General features: G+C 69.1%; 15 protein-coding genes. 3 read left to right on the top strand and 12 right to left on the bottom strand.

The window, feature by feature from the left end; all coding sequences use genetic code 11:
* Positions 1 to 22 precede the first annotated feature (22 nt).
* Genes H5J31_RS24010 through H5J31_RS23990 form a run of 5 tightly spaced genes read right to left on the bottom strand, consistent with a single transcriptional unit; the run spans position 23 to position 5,946 of the window.
* On the bottom strand, positions 23 to 1,465 hold the full coding sequence (locus H5J31_RS24010; RefSeq protein ID WP_181774892.1) for a polysaccharide lyase 6 family protein: 1,443 nt from the start codon (positions 1,463 to 1,465) through the stop codon (positions 23 to 25).
* Positions 1,466 to 1,478: 13 nt separating this feature from the next.
* Positions 1,479 to 2,774 (bottom strand): alpha-L-fucosidase, encoded by a 1,296-nt coding sequence (locus H5J31_RS24005; protein ID WP_181774891.1) that lies wholly within the window; start codon positions 2,772 to 2,774, stop codon positions 1,479 to 1,481.
* A 27-nt stretch (positions 2,775 to 2,801) separates the two neighbouring features.
* On the bottom strand, positions 2,802 to 3,668 hold the full coding sequence (locus H5J31_RS24000; protein WP_181774890.1) for a carbohydrate ABC transporter permease: 867 nt from the start codon (positions 3,666 to 3,668) through the stop codon (positions 2,802 to 2,804).
* Positions 3,665 to 4,621: a carbohydrate ABC transporter permease gene (locus H5J31_RS23995; protein ID WP_181774889.1), complete on the bottom strand. Its 957-nt coding sequence runs from the start codon at positions 4,619 to 4,621 to the stop codon at positions 3,665 to 3,667. Before H5J31_RS23995 ends, H5J31_RS24000 begins: the two co-directional genes overlap by 4 nt.
* A complete protein-coding gene (locus H5J31_RS23990; RefSeq protein ID WP_181774888.1) occupies positions 4,618 to 5,946 on the bottom strand; it encodes a sugar ABC transporter substrate-binding protein in 1,329 nt (442 codons plus the stop codon). Before H5J31_RS23990 ends, H5J31_RS23995 begins: the two co-directional genes overlap by 4 nt.
* Positions 5,947 to 6,127: 181 nt before the next feature.
* Here H5J31_RS23990 and H5J31_RS23985 point away from each other — a divergent pair, with 181 nt between their 5' ends.
* Positions 6,128 to 7,135, top strand: coding sequence for a hydroxyacid dehydrogenase (locus H5J31_RS23985; RefSeq protein WP_181774887.1), 1,008 nt, complete (start codon positions 6,128 to 6,130; stop codon positions 7,133 to 7,135).
* Positions 7,136 to 7,611: 476 nt separating this feature from the next.
* Here H5J31_RS23985 and H5J31_RS23980 read toward each other — a convergent pair whose 3' ends face one another.
* Together H5J31_RS23980 and H5J31_RS23975 are read right to left on the bottom strand one after the other, a co-directional pair.
* Entirely contained in the window at positions 7,612 to 8,703 is a 1,092-nt protein-coding gene (locus tag H5J31_RS23980) for an aldo/keto reductase (RefSeq protein ID WP_181774886.1), read from the bottom strand.
* 60 nt (positions 8,704 to 8,763) lie between these two features.
* On the bottom strand, positions 8,764 to 9,243 hold the full coding sequence (locus H5J31_RS23975; protein WP_236005352.1) for a DUF6130 family protein: 480 nt from the start codon (positions 9,241 to 9,243) through the stop codon (positions 8,764 to 8,766).
* A 158-nt stretch (positions 9,244 to 9,401) separates the two neighbouring features.
* Here H5J31_RS23975 and H5J31_RS23970 point away from each other — a divergent pair, with 158 nt between their 5' ends.
* A complete protein-coding gene (locus tag H5J31_RS23970) occupies positions 9,402 to 9,647 on the top strand; it encodes a hypothetical protein (RefSeq protein ID WP_181774885.1) in 246 nt (81 codons plus the stop codon).
* A 19-nt stretch (positions 9,648 to 9,666) separates the two neighbouring features.
* On the opposite strand, the gene H5J31_RS23965 is transcribed toward H5J31_RS23970, so the two are convergent.
* The 4 genes from H5J31_RS23965 to H5J31_RS23950 all read right to left on the bottom strand — a co-directional run bounded on the left by H5J31_RS23965 (position 9,667) and on the right by H5J31_RS23950 (position 14,504).
* Positions 9,667 to 10,662 carry a LysR family transcriptional regulator gene (locus H5J31_RS23965; RefSeq protein ID WP_181774884.1) on the bottom strand — a complete coding sequence of 332 codons (996 nt, stop codon included), beginning with the start codon at positions 10,660 to 10,662 and terminating at the stop codon, positions 9,667 to 9,669.
* On the bottom strand, positions 10,659 to 11,300 hold the full coding sequence (locus H5J31_RS23960) for a sigma-70 family RNA polymerase sigma factor (protein ID WP_236005351.1): 642 nt from the start codon (positions 11,298 to 11,300) through the stop codon (positions 10,659 to 10,661). The genes H5J31_RS23965 and H5J31_RS23960 overlap by 4 nt, the downstream gene beginning before the upstream one ends.
* Positions 11,285 to 12,625: an alpha-lytic protease prodomain-containing protein gene (locus H5J31_RS23955; protein WP_181774883.1), complete on the bottom strand. Its 1,341-nt coding sequence runs from the start codon at positions 12,623 to 12,625 to the stop codon at positions 11,285 to 11,287. The genes H5J31_RS23960 and H5J31_RS23955 overlap by 16 nt, the downstream gene beginning before the upstream one ends.
* A 301-nt stretch (positions 12,626 to 12,926) precedes the next feature.
* The gene (locus tag H5J31_RS23950; protein ID WP_181774882.1) at positions 12,927 to 14,504 is read right to left on the bottom strand and encodes a tannase/feruloyl esterase family alpha/beta hydrolase; all 1,578 of its coding nucleotides are present in this window, start codon (positions 14,502 to 14,504) and stop codon (positions 12,927 to 12,929) included.
* 156 nt (positions 14,505 to 14,660) lie between these two features.
* Between H5J31_RS23950 and H5J31_RS23945 the strand changes: the two genes are divergently transcribed.
* Positions 14,661 to 17,354 (top strand): helix-turn-helix transcriptional regulator, encoded by a 2,694-nt coding sequence (locus H5J31_RS23945; RefSeq protein ID WP_181774881.1) that lies wholly within the window; start codon positions 14,661 to 14,663, stop codon positions 17,352 to 17,354.
* Between the two features lie 30 nt (positions 17,355 to 17,384).
* Here H5J31_RS23945 and H5J31_RS23940 read toward each other — a convergent pair whose 3' ends face one another.
* Entirely contained in the window at positions 17,385 to 17,816 is a 432-nt protein-coding gene (locus H5J31_RS23940; RefSeq protein ID WP_181774880.1) for an organic hydroperoxide resistance protein, read from the bottom strand.
* Positions 17,817 to 17,832 lie beyond the last annotated feature (16 nt).

Genomic DNA, 17,832 nt, shown 5'->3' with positions numbered 1-17,832 from the left:
GCCGGCGTGGGCCCGGTTTTCGCTACGGAGCGCCGGGTCCGACGTCCGCGGGGGTGAGCGGACGGTTGGCGATGGCGGCCGTCGAGTACTCGTCCGCCCCGACGTCGCGCTGGCTGCCGCGGGCCTGACCGTCGATGTCCACAGTGGTCGGTGCGGTGGACAGCGTGGCGGCGTTGATCGCGGGACTGTTCGAGGCGAGGCGCGAGACCCCGTCCGACGCCTGCACGAGCTTCGGGTCGACCCGCTGGAACCCGCCGGACGGGATGTTCCCGTTCCCGCCCGAGCCCCACAGGATGTTGCCCGACCAGGTGAAGTTGCCGGTGGTGCTCATCGCGACCAGGTCGCCGTTGCCGCCGACGAAGATGTTGTCGGAGATCGTGCAGTCGCGCGGTTCGATCGTCCGTTTGGTCTCGCCGGAGAGCGTGCCGCTGTTGTTCAGCAGCGTGTTGTGCGCGATGAGCACGCGGTCCGCCGCGTCGTTGCCGCGCCGTGATTCCTTCGATTCACCCGGGAAGTGGTCCCGGACGGAGCCGCTGCCGACGACCAGCGCGTTGCTGGACAGTCCGGCGACGTAGTTGTTGAGGATCTTGTGGTCGTTGCCGTAGATCCGGATGCCTTCCTTACCGCCGAGGATGAAGTTGGAGTCGACGACGGTCTTGTTCCCGTGGCGCAGCACGATGCCGCCCAGGCTGTTCCGGATGGTGTTGTTGCGGATGAAGTTGCCCGACGACTTGACCGAGATCGCCTCCGGGTCGCCGTTCGCGCGTTCGAACAGGTTGTACTCCACCGTGGCGCCGGCGGTGCTCAGCGCACGCGGGCTGACGCCGAGCCGGATCGGCTCGCCGCCGTTGTCGCCGGCGAAGGTGTGATCGGAGAAGTAGTTCCGCAGGACGTGGACGCCCACCGCCATCTTGTCTTCGTCCGCGCCCTCGATGCAGAGCATGACGCCGAGCGTCGTCTTGTGGTGGAAGTGGTTGCGGTCGATCTTGCTGTTGTCGGCGCGGACCATCACCCAGTGCAGGTCCGTGATGTCGGCGAACTGGAGATCGTTGCGGGTCAGGCGGATCCGGGAACAGTTCGGCGGGATTTCCAGCGTGGTGCTCTGCCGGAGATTGAATCCGCTGATCGTGACGCCGGTGGAGTCGTCGAAGACGAAGCTCTGCTCACCGTTCAGGGTCACCCCGCCGGTGGACTGGGCGACGATGGTGATCGGCTGGTCCTTGGTGCCGCGCCTGCCCTTGATGCTGATCGGCTTGCCCGTGGGCACGGTGTACGTGCCGTTGTTCACGGTGATGACGGCACCGGCGGAGGCCGAGTTGATGGCGTTCTGCAGTTCGGTCAGCGAGCTGACGTTCAGCGCGCACAGCCCCTGCGGTTTGGCCGACGCCGTCCCCGCGGTGACCCAGGGGACGGTGACCAGTGCGGCGCCGAGGGTGGCGCCGCTGAGAAACCTTCTGCGATCCATGATGCCTCCGTGCTCAATCGGTGGGGAGGGTGGCGGCGGCGGGGCTGGTGAGGAACAGCTCGATCACCGGGACCGGGGTGTCCGGTTTCCGGATGGGGAGCTTGAGGGTGAGCGTGCCTTCCGGCTGCCCGCCCATCTGCGTGTTCTGCGCGGTCTGCCCGGGATCCGTGTGGACCTGCCGGATTTCCGAGGCGTCGTCGAGCAGTTGGGCGTAGCGCACCCGTCCGGCCATGCCGGGCAGGTGGACGTGGTTGAGCGGCCAGCTGAACAGGTGCAGGTACAGCCGGTCGCCGCGTCGCGTGTAGCGGCAGTCCGAGGGCGCGGTGAACTCGGCGGGACCGCAGCCGCGGATCGACCGCTCGTGCCGGTCCATCCACCGGCCCAGTTCGGCGAGGGTGGCGTGTGCCCGCGGGTCGATCTCGCCACGGCCGTTCGGGCCGACGTTGAGCAGCAGGTTCCCGTCCTTGGACACGCCGTCGACCAGCATCCGGATGAGCAGTTCGGGGCTTTTGTAGTCGAGGTTGTCGCGGTCGTATCCCCAGCTGCCGTTGAGGGTCTGGCACGCTTCCCACACCACCGGGACGCCGTCGCGGGTCATCGGACCGGACGGCTGGTACTGCTCGGGGGTGATGAAGTCGCCGGGGATCCCGGTGCGGTCGTTGACCAGGATGCCGGGCTGCAGTTCACGGACCATCGCGAGCAGGCCGGGGGAGTCCCAGTCGTCCGGTCCCTTGCCGCCCCACCATTCCTTGCGGCCCTGGTAGGAGAAGTCGAAGAACAGGTAGTCGATCGTGCCGAAGCGGGTGAGCAGTTCGCGGACCTGACCGTGCAGATAGAGCCGGTACTCGGAGATGTCGGCGTACTGGTGCGCGGCGATGTACTCCGCGTCGTCACGGCGGGGATGGGTGCCGTCGACGGGGAACGCCGGATGGTGCCAGTCGATCAGCGAGTGGTAGAAGCCGACCTTCAGCCCTTCCTCGCGGCAGGCGTCGACGAACGGGCCGAGCAAGTCCTTGCCGTACGGCGTGTTCGTCACCTTGAAATCGGTGAGATCGCTGTCCCACAGGCAGAAACCGTCGTGGTGCTTGGTGGTGAGCACGACGTACGTCATGCCCGCGTCCTTCGCGGCCCTCGCCCAGGAGCGCGGGTCGTACTTGTCCGGCTCGAAGTGGTCGAAGTAGACGCGGTACTGCTCGTCGGTCAGCTTCTCGCGGTTCTGCACCCATTCGTGCCGGGCGGCCAGCGAATACAGTCCCCAGTGGACGAACATCCCGAACCGGTCGTGGGTGAACCAGGCGGTGGAACTCACTTCAGGATCGCTCCTCGAGATCGTGGGTCAGCCCTTGAGCGCGCCCGAGGCGAGGCCCCGGACGAACGAACGCTGGAAGAACAGGAACGCCGCGACCGAGGGGAGCAGCGCCAGCAGCGACGCCGCCATGATCACGCCGGGGGTGACGGTCGGGTCGATCCGCAGTGTCCGCAGGGCCAGCGGCAGGGTGTAGGTCGAGGCGTCGGTGGAAACCAGCAACGGCAACAGGTACTGGTCCCAGATCATCGTGAAGCCGAAGACGCCGATCACGCCGAGCGCGGGACGGCACATCGGCAGGATGATCTGCGCGAAGATCCGCAGATCCCCGGCGCCGTCGATACGGGCGGCCTCTTCGAGTTCGCGCGGGACGTCCTTCATGAACTCGGTCATCACCAGGATCGAGAACGCCCACGCGCCCAGCGGCACGATCATCCCGGCGAGGCTGCCGATCAGGTTGAAGTGCACCACCGGCAGGTCGGACAGGATCAGCGACAGCGGGATCGCGAGGATCTCCTCCGGCAGCATCAGCGTCGCGAGGATCGCGACCAGCACCAGGGTCATGAAGCGGAACTTCTTGCGCGCCAAGGCGTAGCCCGCCAGCACCGACACCACGACCTGGAGCAGCAGGCCGAAGCCGACCACCAGGAACGAGTTGAGCAGGTACATCCCGACACCCTGGTCGAACGCGATGCCGAAGTTCTCCAGGGTGGGGCTCGACGGGATGACGCTCAGCGCCGTCGGATCGGAGACGTCGTTGAACGCGCTGACCAGCAGCGCCAGCAGTGGGCCGGCGAACACCAGAAGCAGGATGGCGTACAGGACGAACTTCAGGATCCGCCCGCCCGGGGATTTGACGGCGTCGAGGCCGAGGGCCGAATCGTTGGCCGCGGTCATGCGTCTCGCCTCCGTCGGAGCAGCTGGACGAACAGCGTCAGCACGAGCGTCGCGAGGAACAGCAGGACGGCTCCCGCCGCGCCGACGCCCAGCCGGTTCTGTTCCAGGCCGAGTTTGTAGATCAGGGTCATCGCCACCTCGGTCGAGCCGTTCGGCCCGCCGTTGGTCAGCAGGAACACCTCGGTGAACACGCGCAGACCGCGGATCGCCGCGAGGACGAACAGGATCGAGAACACCGAGCGCAGACCGGGCAGTGTCACGTGGAGGATCTTGCGCCAGCGGGAGGCACCATCCACAGTGGCCGCTTCGTACAGACCGCGGTCGATTCCGGCGAGCCCGGCGAGGAAGATCATCATGTCGTACGGCGCGCCACGCCAGATGCCGGTGATGATGACCGAGACCATCGACGTGTCGGGGTCGTTGATGAAGCCCGACGGGCCCATCCCGATCAGGCCGAGGAGGGAGTTCAGCATCCCGTCCTCGGTCGGGTGGTACATGATCCGCCAGAGTTCGGCGACCACCGCGATCGGCACGACCACCGGCAGGAACGCCGCCGAGCGCAGGAACTTGAGCCGTTTGCTCTGGCCCTCCATCAGCAGTGCCAGCGCAAGGCCGATGATCATCGACCCGGCGGTCTGCCCGATCGCGATCACGACGGTGTGCCAGATCGCGGAGTGGAACGCCTCGTCACCGAGGACGGCGCTGTAGTTCTCCCCGCCGACCCACCGGTTGCCCAGGTACGGCTGGACGTCCTGGAAGGACATCACCACCGCGGTGCCCATCGGGATGAACTTGAAGTACACGAACAGGATCAGGGCGGGGGCCAGGAACAGCCACGGCGTCCACCACTTCCCGTCGCGGTCGCTGCGCCTGCGGGCCTTCGGCGCGGGCGTCCGCCGGGTGGCGGGACGCTCCGCGCCGACGGTCGCCGGCTTGGCGTGATCTACGGTCATGACGCGCTGATCCCCTGTTGCTGCAAGGTCGCGGTGAGCTTGGTGTCGAGTTTGGACAGTTCCGCCTTGGTGTCGAGCTTGCAGTCGGCGACGAGCGCGCTGACCGTGTCGGCGGTGTCCTGGCGGACCGGTGTCCAGTTCGGGATGGACGGTGCGTAGTGGCCCGACTTGGCGTAGATCTCGGCGTAGGTCTTCCATCGCGGGTCCGGGCGGACCTGGGCGATGTCGACGTTCTTGTTCACCGGGAGCTGCACGATGAAGGCCGATTCGCCCTCCATGCCGATCTTCTGGCCGTCGGCCGAGATCGCGTAATCACCGAAGGCGTCCTGTCCGGCCTGGTTCGGCGAACCGGCCATCATGTAGATGGACAGGCCCTCTGCGAGGACGTCGGCGTTCTTGGCGCCCTGCGGCATCGGGACGACCTCGTACTTGTCCTTGCCGAGCGACTTGTCGAAGCGCGGCAGCAGATACGGGCCGACGACGTACATCCCGGCCTTGCCGGCCTCGAACGTCTCGTTGGTCGCCGGGGTCGGCATGGTGACCGCGCCGGGCTGGATCACGTTGTCCTTGCAGCCGAGATCGCGGAACCACTGCACCGCGGCCACCGATTCCGGCGTGCTCATCGACGGCTTGTACTTGCCGCCGCCGGCCCCGGTGATGAAGTCGCCGCCCGCCGCCCACAGGAAGTTCGAGAAGTACCAGGAGGCGTAGCCCCGCTTGGTCGACAGCGTCGCGGTCAGTCCGGCGGTGTCGTTCTTGCCGTTGCCGTCGGGGTCGCCGGTGGTGAACGCCTTGGCGAGGTCGACCAGTTCCGGCCAGCTCTGCGGGACGGTCTTGCCGAGTTTTTCGCGCCAGTCCTTGCGGATCAGCAGCGCCGAGGCCTGCGCGGAGTACGGCAGGCCGTACAGCTTGCCGTCCGGGGTCTGGTTCGACTTGAGCGCCTGCTCGGTGAGCTCCGAGGCGTGCTTGATCTTGCCCTGTTCGATCTCACGGACGAGACCCTGGCTCTTCAGCGTGCCGATCTGCGTGACGTCGTTCATCACGATGTCGGGCAGGTCGCGCTGGGCGGCGCGCTGGGCCAGCTTCGTCTCGAAGTCGTCGAAGATCGCGGTGACCTGCACCTTGAAACCGGTGGCCTTCTCGAAGGCCTCGGCGAGGCGTTTGGTGGCCTGCTCGCCGGGGCCGCCGGGCGTCGTCCGGGTCCACAGTTCCAGTGGCGCCTTGGTGTCCTGCGCGACGTTCGTTCCGGCGGGGCCTGCCGAGCAGCCCGAAAGGACCAGCGCTGAGACAGTGAGTCCCACGCCGATCCACCGCGATTTCCGCATCGCATCTCCTGTTCACTGTGGACCACGCTGTCTACTCCGGAGGGACGGTAAGCGCTTTCCCGGCGTCCGGTCAATGGTCCGATGATTACGAATTTCAATCGGCCGGGGTTGGCTCTGTGTGCGCCTCACCGCCCGTGGACCGGGTTAAGCATCCGATGTATGGTCGCCGCCGGAGGCAGAGATGACGGAGCAGCACCACCGGCCGGAAGCGGTCCTCGTGATGGAGGAACGCCGCCGCGACGACGTTTACCCCGAGGCCGTCCTGCGGGAGATCGGGGCCCTCGCGCACCTGCGCGAGCCGCTCACGCGCGAGCAGCTGGCAACGGACCCAGGGGCACTGGACGGCGTCGAAATCCTGCTCTCGGGCTGGGGCGCGCCGGTCCTGGACTCCGTCCTGCTGGGACACGCGCCCGGCCTGCGCGCCGTGCTCGTCGCGGCCGGATCGGTCCGCCCGCTGACCACGCCGGACTTCTGGGCGCGTGGGATCCCGATCGTGTCCGCCGCGGCCGCGAACGCCGTCCCGGTCGCCGAGTTCACCCTGGCCCAGATCCTCTTGGGACTCAAACAGGTGCACCGGATCTCGCGTGAGATCCGCGACCGGCGGGCTTACCCGGCCGACCCGAGGGTCGCCGGGGCCTACCGCTCCAAGGTCGGCCTGCTCGGCCTCGGCGAGATCGGTGCTCTCGTCGCGTCGCACCTGCGGGGTTTCGACGTGGAGGTACTCGCGAGCGACCCCGTCGTCGACGCCGAGGCCGCCGCCGGACTCGGCGTACGACTGGTGGATCTGGACGAGCTGTTCGGCACCTGCGCGGTGGTGAGCCTGCACGCGCCGCTGCTGCCGGAGACCGAAGGCCTGGTGAACGGCGAGCTCGTGGCACGGATGGGCGTCGGCGCTACCCTGATCAACACCGCGCGCGGCGCGGTCGTCGACGAGCCGTCGGTCGTCCCGGTCCTGGGCGAACGCCCGGATCTCACGGCGATCCTCGACGTCACCTGGCCCGAACCGCCGGTACCGGACTCGCCGCTCTACACGCTGCCGAACGTGGTGCTCACGCCGCATCTGGCCGGCGCGCTGGGCGCCGAGCGCGCGCGGATGGGCGAGCTCGTCGCGCGCGAACTGCGGCGGTTCGTGCTCGGACAGCCGCTCCAGCACGCTGTCGAGCCGGACCGGGCGCACCTGCGGGCGTAACTGGGCGATGCGACGAGGTGGCCGAACTCCTCGGGGTCGTGAGTGAAAAGGGTCGTTCTAACCCAATGCCACGTAGCTTGGGTTGATCTTGGGTGGGTCTCGATCGTGACCATGGAGGTGCTCGGCTGGGTGTGAAGGCCTCCTTGCCTACCTTGAGGGTAGTGAAGGAGATCAGGCCGGCAGACGGCGAAGGACGCATCCCAAGATCAACTTAAGCTACCTGGCATTGCTTTCTATCGAGAGGTAAGGCAAAGGTGGCGTGGTCGGCGCCGGTCGTTGCGTCCGGCCGCGTGGCAGGTGTTGCGAAAGCCACTTTCGCAACGTCGAAGGTTGCGAAAGTGGCTTTCGCAACCTTGACGAGCGGGTAGCTGAGACACGAAACGTTTGCCTTACCCCTCAATAACCCTCCTTATCACTCACGACCCCCTCGGCCGACACTTCGCGTATAACGCCCTATACCGCGCCCCGTCGTCGCCTCACCAGTTCCGCACGGAAGACGCGTAGCCCTCGGGTTTGTCCCCGACCTTGACGCCGGGACTGATCACCCAGTTCTGGTAGGCGGGCGTGAACATCCGGTAAACCGACTCCGGCGGTACGGCACTGGCCTCGTCGAGGATCGCCCGCAGGTCCGGTGGGAGTTCGAAGTCCAGGGCCGCCATGCTCGCGCCCAGTTGGCCGGCGCTGCTCGCCCCGACGATCGCGGAGGCGACGCCCGGCTGGGTGGCGACCCAGTTGATCGCGACCTGGGCCATCGTGACGCCGAGTTCGCCCGCGACCTCTTTCAGGGGTTTCAGCAGGTTCCAGTCGCGTTCCGTCCAGGAGCGACCGGGGTTTCCCGGATCGCCGAGCCTGCCTTCGCCGGACGGGGCCTGTCCGGACTGGCTGTACTTGCCGGTGAGGAACCCGCCCGCGAGCGGACTCCACGCGGTCACGCCGAGTCCGAGGCTCTGGCCCATCGGGACGTGTTCGGTCTCGATCTCGCGTTCCACGAGCGAGTACGGCAGTTGCAGGTTGACCACCGGCGTCGATCCGTGGGCCTCGGCGAGGGTCTGTGCCCGCGCGGCGTACCAGGCGGGGACGTCGGAAAGTCCGGCATAGCGGATCTTGCCCGCCCTGACGAGGTCGTCGAAGGTCCGCATCACCTCTTCGACCGGCGTGATCCGATCCCAGGTGTGCAGCAGGAACAGATCGACGTGATCGGTGCCCAGCCGGCGCAGCGACGCTTCCAGCGCCCGGATCAAGTGCTTGCGCCCGTTGCCGCCCGCGTTCGGGTCGCCGGAATCGACGCTGTTGGTGTACTTGGTGGTGAGCACGACCCGGTCGCGCACGTTCGCTTCGGCGATGAGGCGGCCGAGGATCGTTTCGCTCTCTCCGGCGGTGTAGAAGTCCGCGGTGTCGATGAAATTGCCGCCCGCGTCCAGATACTCGCGGAAGATCGGGCGGACCTCGTCCTCCGTCTTCCCGTAGGCGGCATGGAAACCGCCGGTGCCGAAGTTCATCGTGCCGAGCGCGATCCTGCTGACGCGCAGGCCCGACCGGCCGAGCAGGTAGTACTGATCCAGTGCCATGAAGGGAACTCCAAGCTTCAGAGGCGACCGGGGCCGGTCGCGTGACAGGCGATAGCGGCCTCAGTGATGTCCACTTTGGACCGGAACTACGAAGTTCACCGCCTTCTCGTCGAGGATCTTGTGCGTCGGATCGGCCAGGCCGATCCACACCTTGTGCGGTCCCGCCGGAAGCGACTGCAGGATGAGCGGTTCGCCGCTGCCGTCCGCCCAGTGCCAGGGCGCGTCGTCGACCGTGACGTGGATGTGGCCGATCCGCGGCGAGACGTCGAGCGCGGCCGGGCCGTAGACCGGGACGATCCGGAGGTTCTCCGCCCGGTAGCGCAGGACGACCAGGCCCATCGCGAGCTGTTCGGGCAACGGCGCGTCCACGACCAGCGACGGACGCGGCTGTGACGGCAGCGGCACCACGGGAGCGGGTGACCAGTCGGCGGCGGCGGCAGGGACCGGAGCGGCCTCGGCAGGAGGGGGAGGAGCGCTGCTGCAGGCAGCGGCGAGAACCGCGGCGGTCAAGGCGAAGGCGAGTTTCCCGAGGGAGGGCATGCGATCACGTTAGGACGGCCATCGGGGCCGCGGCGCCCGTCGGACGACGTCATCGGTGTACGTCACCCGTGACACTTTCCGGTGATGGCCAGGTGAACCGGCGTGATCCGGGGAATATCAGGAACACCGTTCCTGGGGCGGAGGAAAAGGAGAGAACGATGAATTCTCGGATCGCCGCCTTGGCGGCCACCGTCACGCTCATGGTCTCCGCGGGTGCCATCGCCGCGGCGCCGGCCTCCGCGGACCCGGTGCCCGGCAGCCCGAACAGGTTCTATGCCACCTGCGCCGTCGATCTGCTGGGTATTCCGGTGGGATGCCTGGAAAGCGACGAAGTGCACGCGACCCATATCTGCCAGTACGTGATGACCGGATTCGGGCTCGGGCTCGACTGCATCCAGCGCTGAGCGGAACCGGCCGGCTCGGTCAGGTGCCGAGCCAGCCGGGGTTCGCGGCGGCCCACGCCGGCAGGCGATGCCGGGTGGCGGCCAGTTCGGCGATCGCGGTCATCAGTCCACCTCGGACGGCCGGGACGTCCACCGCGGTTCCGTCCCGCCACAGCAGGAGATGTCGTGTGCGCAGCGGCACACCCCGCAGGGCCACCAACGAACCGGGTATCGCCGTCCTGGAGCCGAGCGACTGCGACAAGGCGACCGCCCGCGGGTCGCGTCGCATGATCTGCCGCAGCACCACCGGTTCCACCGCCCGCGCGGTGATCGTGCCGAGTCCGGCGCGGGCGCACTCGTCCGCCAGATGGTCGTGGAGCTCGTCGTCTCCGCCGGCCGTCGTGAGCCAGGTCGATCCGGCGAGTTCCGCCAGGGACGCTTCCCCGCGTCCGGCGGCGGGATGGTCGGGGGAGACGATCACGAAGATCGGTTCGGTCCCGATGGGAAGCAGGTGAACACCCTCCGGTGCGAGGAGTTCATGGCCGGGGTGGTCCACGTACAGCGCCAGTTCCACCGTGCCGTCGAGCAGCGCGGAGAACACCGCCGCCCGGTCGGTCATCGTGATCGGCGCGACCGGACGTTCTGGAGCGGTCGCGGCGACCGCCTCGCTCAAGGTCTCCGCGACGACCGTCGGAAGCGCGCCGATCCGCAGGAGCCCTTCCGGGGCATGGAACCGGCGGAGCGCGAGCTCGAGATCGTCCGCGGCGGCCAGAACCTCCCGGGCATGGTTCAGCACCACTTCGCCCAGCGCGGTGGGGTGGACGCCGTGCCGGTCGCGGTCGAACACCGTCCGGTCCAGCACGTGCTCGACCCGCTGGAGCTGGGCGCTCAACGCCGGCTGGGACAGCCCGAGCACGGTCGCGGCCTTCGCGAGGCTGCCCGCGTTCGCGATCGCGGCGAGCAGACGCAGGTGCCGGACGTCGAGTTCCACCGGCCAGGTACGGCTGCGGCGGGAGTGGATCACCGGGCCGATCATCGTTCGTCCCGGTCGACCATCGTGCGGAGTTTGTGCAGGGCACGGTGCTGGGCGACCCGGACGAGGCCCGGGCTGACCCGCAGGACGGCGCCGGTTTCGGGGGCCGACATGCCCACAGTGATGCGCAGCCGGAGGATGTCCTGCTGGATCCCGGGCAGGGTGCTCATCAGCCGGGTGAGCCGGTCGTGGCCGTCCGCGGCGAGGGCGTGCCGTTCGGGTTCGTTCGGCTCCGGCGTCGCGAGTTCGGGCAGCTCAGGGGTGGGTTCGGAGCGGTCCCGGGCTCGCCCCCGGAAGGCAGCGGCGACCTTCCGGGCGGCGATCCCCAGCACGGTCGTGAGAAACGACCCGCCGGTGGTCCGGGCGGTGGGAAGTGCGGTGAGCACGGCCAGGCAGGTCTCCTGCGCGACGTCGTCCGCGGCGACCACGCGCACCTCGGTCCCGCCCATCCGGCTGCGGCAGTAGTCCTCGACCACGGGCTGGACGAGACCCATCAACGCCGAAGTCGCGGCGGGGTCACCGCCGCGGGCGCGGGGGACGAGGGACTCGAGATCCGCCGTCAGCGCGCCGTCATCAGGGGGCGGAACCGCCCCCGGCGAGGTGCTTTCGCCGGGGGCGGTCCAGGTCAGGCGAGTTCCCAAAGCGCGGGAACGTTCGGCGGCTCCCAGCCGGGCATGGAGGTGTGCGGCTGGATCACGCGGTAGGTGCTCCCGCCGTACGTGGTGGTCGCGCCCGAGCCGTAGTAGGTGTACGGCGCCCAGGTGCCACCCGGCGGGTTCGACGTCGTCGGGCTGGTGGGGGTGGTGGTCGGCGTCGTGGTGGTGCTGGACGGCGGGTTGCCGGTGACCGTCAGACGCAGGCTGTAGACGCTCAGGATCTCCGAGATCGGCTGGAAGTAGATGGTGCCGCCGGAGGTGCAGTTGCCGGAGCCACCGGAGGTGACGCCCTGCGCCTGGTCGCCGGTGATCCACGAACCGCCGGAGTCACCGGGCTCGGCGCAGGCGTTGGTCCGGGTCAGGCCGGTGATGGTGCCCTCGGGGTAGGTGACCGAGGTGTTCTTCTGCAGGATGGTGCCGCAGCGCCAGCCCGTGGTGGAGCCGGAACGGCATACCGACGAGTTGACCGGAGCCTCGGTCGAACCGGCGACGGGCACGGTGCCCGGGTAGCGGTTGACCAGCGCACGCGGGGTGTTGCCCGCGTCGGCGCGGACCCACGCGTAGTCGTTGCCGGGGAAGCTGGAGCCGGCGACGGACCCGCTCGGGTTCGAGGTGCGGGTGCCGGTGGTGCCGCAGTGGCCGGCGGTCACGAAGCCGCCTTCGACCGCGAAGCCGATGGAGCAGCGGCCCGAGCCGAAGGTGTAGGCGTTGCCGCCGATGATGTCGATCAACGGGCGAGGCTTCTCGGTGCTGGCCTCGACGCGGACCAGGTCGGCCTGGACGCCGGACTTCGCCGCCCACGCTTTGGCGTCGGCTTCGCCACCGGCGTTGGCCAGGACGACGATCGAGTTGGTGGTGACGTCGGTGAACCAGCCGGGCACGGTCTTCGGCGCGCTGGTGGCCTTGGCGTCCAGCCGCAGCTTCGCCACGTCGAGCTGGGCGGCGCTGCGGGCGACGGTCTTCGGGGTCGCGCCCGCGGCGCGGACCAGGTCGGCCTGGGCGGCGTCGGTGACGGCCACGGTCAGCGCGGTTCCGGCGGCGTCCAGCCAGGATCCGGCGTAGGAGGCGCCGAGCTGCCGCTTGAGGGTGTTGTCGGTGATCGAGGCGCGCTGTTCGCTCGCGAGCCGGATCTTGGCCTGTTCGGGGCTGATCTTCAGGTCTCGGGACATCGCGGCCAGCATTTCCGACTGCGCCTGGTCGGCAGGCGTGGCCTGTTGACCGGCGCTCGCGCTCGGGGTCAGGGCGATGGCGGTGACCAAGCCTGCCCCGGTGATGGCCGCGGCTGTGGCGGCGAGGATCTTTTTGTTCATGTCGACGCTTTCCTCGAAACGGGCGGGGGAGGGGGATTCGTTCCCGACCGTACGAGGCGCATCACACGACTGGTACATACCATTTGGGTCATATCGCCCGGCTTGAGCGCCGGGCGATATGACGTTCGATCAAGCTCTTCCGATAGGAGATTCCGTTGCCCTGCAAGGGTTTCATCAATCGGAGGAGAGGGCCGGACCGGTATGTCCGATTCGGCTCGCCGTGCTGCTCACTTCGTCAATACCGTACTTTTGACGGGTATGGCAAAGGGAACGACGGAACTTCTCACGGAGTGAGGAATCCTCAGTGGGAAGCGCAGCGATAGCTGGTCGCGAGCGCCGGGTCGCCGTGACCCCGGTACCGCGAGACCTGCGGGTACGGGCAGAGATCGCGGGCGAGGCTCTGGTCACGGTTCGCCGCGGGCAGGGTCGCCGGGGCCTTGCCGTGTTCGACCCAGTCCACGAGCGCACCCAGCGCGTTCGTCGGCGCCGCGCCCGCGCCACCGAAGCAGTGCGCGACGCCCGGCGCGAGGAACAGCCGGTAGAAGTCGTTCACCCGCTGCGGCCCGCCCATCTCGCGTTCCACCTCACGGCGGTACTGGAGTGTGCCGCCGGGCGGGATCAACTGGTCGTCGGAGCCGACGAAGGTGATCAGTTTCCCGCCCGCCCGGCGGAAGTCCGACAGGTCGGGATCGGAGGTCCCGATGACGTCGTCGAATTCCCGCACCGACTGGCGGAAAACGTCCGCGAACTGGCGATAGGTCAGCTGCGAGGTGTCGAATCCGGGCTGCTTCTTCACGAACGACTGAACCCAGCCCACGGCCACCGGGAAGCCGGTGGGGGACGCGAGCTGGCTGAAGTCCGCGCCCTTGGGCAGTCCCGCCCAGAGCCTCCGTCCGTGCTCATCGGTCGGTCCGTCCCAGATCTTCCGCACGACCTCGGCATCCGCCGCGGTGACGGTGACCTCCTTGCCTTCGCAGGCCACCTTCGTGCCGATCAAGGAACGAGGGTCGTAGCCGCACTCGTCGGGCCGGTCCACGATGCCGTTGGTGACTCCGTCGCGGCCGTCGCAGGCCTTGATCGCGGCCTGCCGGAGCGCGGTGAAGACGCAGTCGCTCGGGAAGGTCTTGTCCTGGTTCATCACGACCCTCGGCCAGAGGGTCGCGACCGCGAACTCCGCCCAGTGCACGGCGGGCGCGTTCGCCAGGACGCCGTCGAAGTCGCCGGGGTAACGCTGCGCTTCGGAGTAGCCCTGACGGCCGCCGGTCGAGCAGCCGTTCCAGTACGAGTAGGTGACGTCTCGCTGGTAGAACCGCTGTGTCACATCCTTGCCGACGACAGCTGCTTCGTGCACGGAACGGGTCGAGAAGTTCTTCACCAGCGGCTTGTTGAGCTCGCCCTTCGCGGTGAGCGCCCACGAGGTGTCGAGGAACGTCAGGGGCACACCGGCGTCGGTCGTCACGCCGCTGTAGCCGTCCTTGACCGCCTGGACGAGCGGCGCGCCGAAGTCACCGGCCGTGTAGGCGCTGCCCCCGACGGCCTGGAGCCTGCCGGTCCATCCGCTGAGTGGGAGCGCGACGGCGACCTTGACGTGGTCGCCCGCCTTCCCATGGGTCAGCGTGACGGTGATTTCGCAGTACGCGGGTACGTCGGTGATCGGAGCCGGCGCCGAGAACGGGGTCTGCGGGAACGTGACGGTCCCGCCGGGCTTCCGCGCCGCCTCGACCGACTCGATCCGGGCCCCCGGTGGCGCGGAAACCGGGACGGCCGAGCACGACGACGTCGCCGCTTCGGCGGGCGCGGTCTGCGTGACCGAGGTCAGCACCAGTGGCAGGAGCGCGGCCAGCGGGGCCGCGGCCAGGAGTAGTTTCTTGCGTCTCATCACTTTCCTTCGTGGCGTTCCGTTTGAGGCCGAAAGTAGGCCGAACGTGTTGACACGCCGTCTACATCCTGTGGACGCCGCCGGTATGTCCAAACCGGACCGTGTGGGTATCGTCGGACGGACAGCCGCCACGGCTGAGGGGAGGAATGCCGCACCATGCCGCTTTTCGGACGGGAAGCCGAGCTGAAGGACCTGGGCGAACTCGTCGACGGGCCCGCTGCGGGCTGCGGCGGTGTCGTCGTCCAGGGGGAGGCCGGTGTCGGCAAGTCCGCCCTCGTGGCGGAAGCGGTGGCCGCGGCCACGGTCGGCGGCCTGCGGGTACTGCGCACCACCGGTGTCGAGGCCGAGCGGAACTTCGCCTACGCCGGGCTGCACCAGTTGCTGTACCCCGTCCGTGCCAGTGTGGACACGTTGCCCGCGCCGCAGCGATCGGCGCTCTGGACCGCGCTGGGCCTCGCCGAGACGGCGGAGCCGAACGCGTATCTGGTCGGGCTCGCCGCGCTGACCTTGCTTTCGGAAGAGGCGGCTGTCAAGCCATTGCTGATCGTCGCCGAGGACGTCCATTGGCTGGACCGCGAGAGCGCCGACGTCCTCGCGTTCGTGGCCCGGCGGATCGAGTCGGAACCGATCGTCCTGATCGCGACCCTCCGCGACGGGGAACCCTCTCCACTGCGCGACGCGGGACTGTCCTCAATGGACCTGTTTCCGCTGCCCGGCGACGTCGCGGCCGAGCTGCTGGACTCGGTGGCCCCGCGGCTCACCACCACGGTCCGGGCACGGGTGCTCGCCGAGGCGGCGGGGAATCCGCTGGCCCTGTCCGAGTTGCCGTCGGCCGCGTCGCGGGACGACTCGGTGCTGCCGTTGACCGAACGGCTCGAGCGCACCTTCGGCGACCGGTTCACCGTGTTGCCCGAGCCTGCCCGCACCACGCTGCTGGTCGCGGCGCTCGACGAAACCGGGTCGGTCGCCGAAACGCTGGCGGCCGCCGGGGCCCTGCTGGGCACGGGCGTCGGGCCGGAGGCTCTGGCGCTCGCCGCTGAGGCGCGTCTGATCGACCTCGAACCCGGCACGGTGACGTTCCGGCATCCGCTGATGCGCTCGGCCATCCCCGCGTCGGCGTCGTCCGAGGAACGTCGTCACGCTCATCTGGCCTTGGCCGAGACACTGCGCGGGCAGCCCGACCGGCGAGCCTGGCACCAGGCCGCGGCGGCCACCGGCGCCGACGAGGAGGTGGCGGGCCGGCTGGAAGACGCCGCCGACCGAGCCCGGCACCGAGGTGGGACGACGGCCGCGATCGCGGCGTTGGAGCAGGCCGCGCGGTTGAGCGCCGATCCGGAACGGCGGGCCGACAGGTTGCTGCGCGCCGCCGAACTGGCCGTCGAGTCCGGCGGCCGGGAGACGGCCGGGCGTCTGGTGGAGGACGCGCGGGCGGGCGAGCTCACGCCCCGGCAGCGATCGACCGCGAGCTGGTTGCTCAGCGGCTTCGAAGACGGCCTGCGAGAAGACCTTTCCCGCGTCGCGGAGCTGGCACGGCTGGCCGAGTCGGTCGCGGCCGACGGGCAGCCGGATCCGGCGATGCGGATCCTCTGGGGCGCGGCCATGCGCTGCTTCTGGTCCGAACCGGGCCCGCAGACCCGGCGGACGCTGCTGGCCGTGGCGGACGGGCTCCCGATCGAGAACTCGGATCCGCGTCTGATCGCCGTCGCCGCGTACGTCGCGCCGTTCGAGCGGGCCGAAGCCGTGCTCGGCGGACTTCGCGAACTCGCCGCCACGACCGGCACCGACCCTGAGGTCGACCGTTTTCTCGGCAGCGCGTCGCTGCAGATCGGCGCGGTCGACCTGGCCGCCCGGTTCTCGGCGGCCGCGGCTCCGGGCTTGCGGGCGCAAGGCAGGCTCGGGCTGTTGCCCCGGGCGCTTGCGGTCCAAGCGTGGAGCCGGGTCCGGCTGGGCGACCTCGCCGCGGCCGTTCCTGTCGCGGCGGAGGCGGCGAAGTTCGCCAAAGAGACCGGGCAGCCGTTCATGTACGGGCTCGCCACGGCGGTCCAGGCGGAGATCGCGGCGTTGCGTGGGGAGCACAAGCAGGCCAAGGCGCTGGCCGACGAGGCGGAGCGGGCCGGGCTCCCCGCCGGTGCCCGGCCGGTCCTGGCGACCGTCCAGCTCGCCCGAGGTATCGCGGCGTCGAGCGAAGGCCGTTTCGACGACGCGTTCGCCGACCTGCGACGACTGTTCGACCCGGCCGATCCCGCCTACCAGCTGGCCCTGCGCGTCTACTTCGTCGCGGAACTCGCCGAGGCGGCGATCCGGGCGGGGCAGGTCGAGGAGCTGCGGGAAGTCGTGACGGAGATGGAACAGCTGGCCACACCGGCACCCGCGCTGCAGATCGGATTGCGTTACGCCCGCGCGGTGCTCGACCCGAGCGACGAGCTGTTCGAGACCGCGTTGAGCGCGGATCTCGACGGCTGGCCCGCCGAACGTGGCCGGCTGCACCTGGCCTACGGCGAATGGCTGCGGCGGCAACGGCGCGTCGTGGACTCGCGGGCGCATCTGCGCACGGCGCGGGAGACGTTCGACGCGCTCGGCATGACCGCGTGGGCCGAGCGGGCCCGGCGGGAACTGCGGAGCGCGGGGGAGTCCAGCCCCAACCGCGGCCCGGACGCGCGGGAGAAGCTGACCCCGCACGAGCTGAGCATCGTCCAACTGGCCGCGGAGGGCCTGACCAATCGCGAAATCGGGCAGCGGCTCTACCTTTCCCACCGCACGGTGGGCACGCACCTGCACCGGATCTTCCCGAAGGTGGGCGTCACCTCCCGCGCGGAACTCAAGAAGGTCGTGAGTGATTTGGGTCGTTAGAACGACCCGGATCACTCACGACCCCGACGGTCACGCGACGGTCGCGTCCAGCTTGACCTCGATGTTCCCCCTCGTCGCCTTCGAGTAGGGGCACACCTGGTGCGCGCCCTGGACCAGTTCGTCGGCGGTGGCCTGATCGATGCCGGACGCCTCCAGGTGCAGGACGGCGCTCAGGTGGAACTCACCGGCGTCGGTGTCGTGGTGCAGGGTCACCTCGGCGACGACGGCGAGGTCGTTCAGCGGCACCTTCTTCACACCCGCGACGCGGCGGACGGCGCCGACGAAGCAGGACGCCCAGCCGGCGGCGAACAGCTGCTCGGGGTTCGTGCCGTTGCCGGCACCGCCGAAGGCCTTCGGCACGGCGAGGCTGACGTCGAGCACGCCGTCGTCGGAGGTGGCGCGGCCTCCGTTGCGGCCCTCCGCGGTCGAAGTGGCGACGGCGGTATACGTGGTTTCAGACATGTCGCAAACCTAGAAA

The organism is Amycolatopsis pittospori (assembly GCF_013870525.1).
Taxonomy (GTDB): domain Bacteria; phylum Actinomycetota; class Actinomycetes; order Mycobacteriales; family Pseudonocardiaceae; genus Amycolatopsis; species Amycolatopsis pittospori.
The sequence above is the reverse complement of the archived record's forward strand: the minus strand, read 5'-3'. Positions and strand labels throughout refer to the sequence as shown.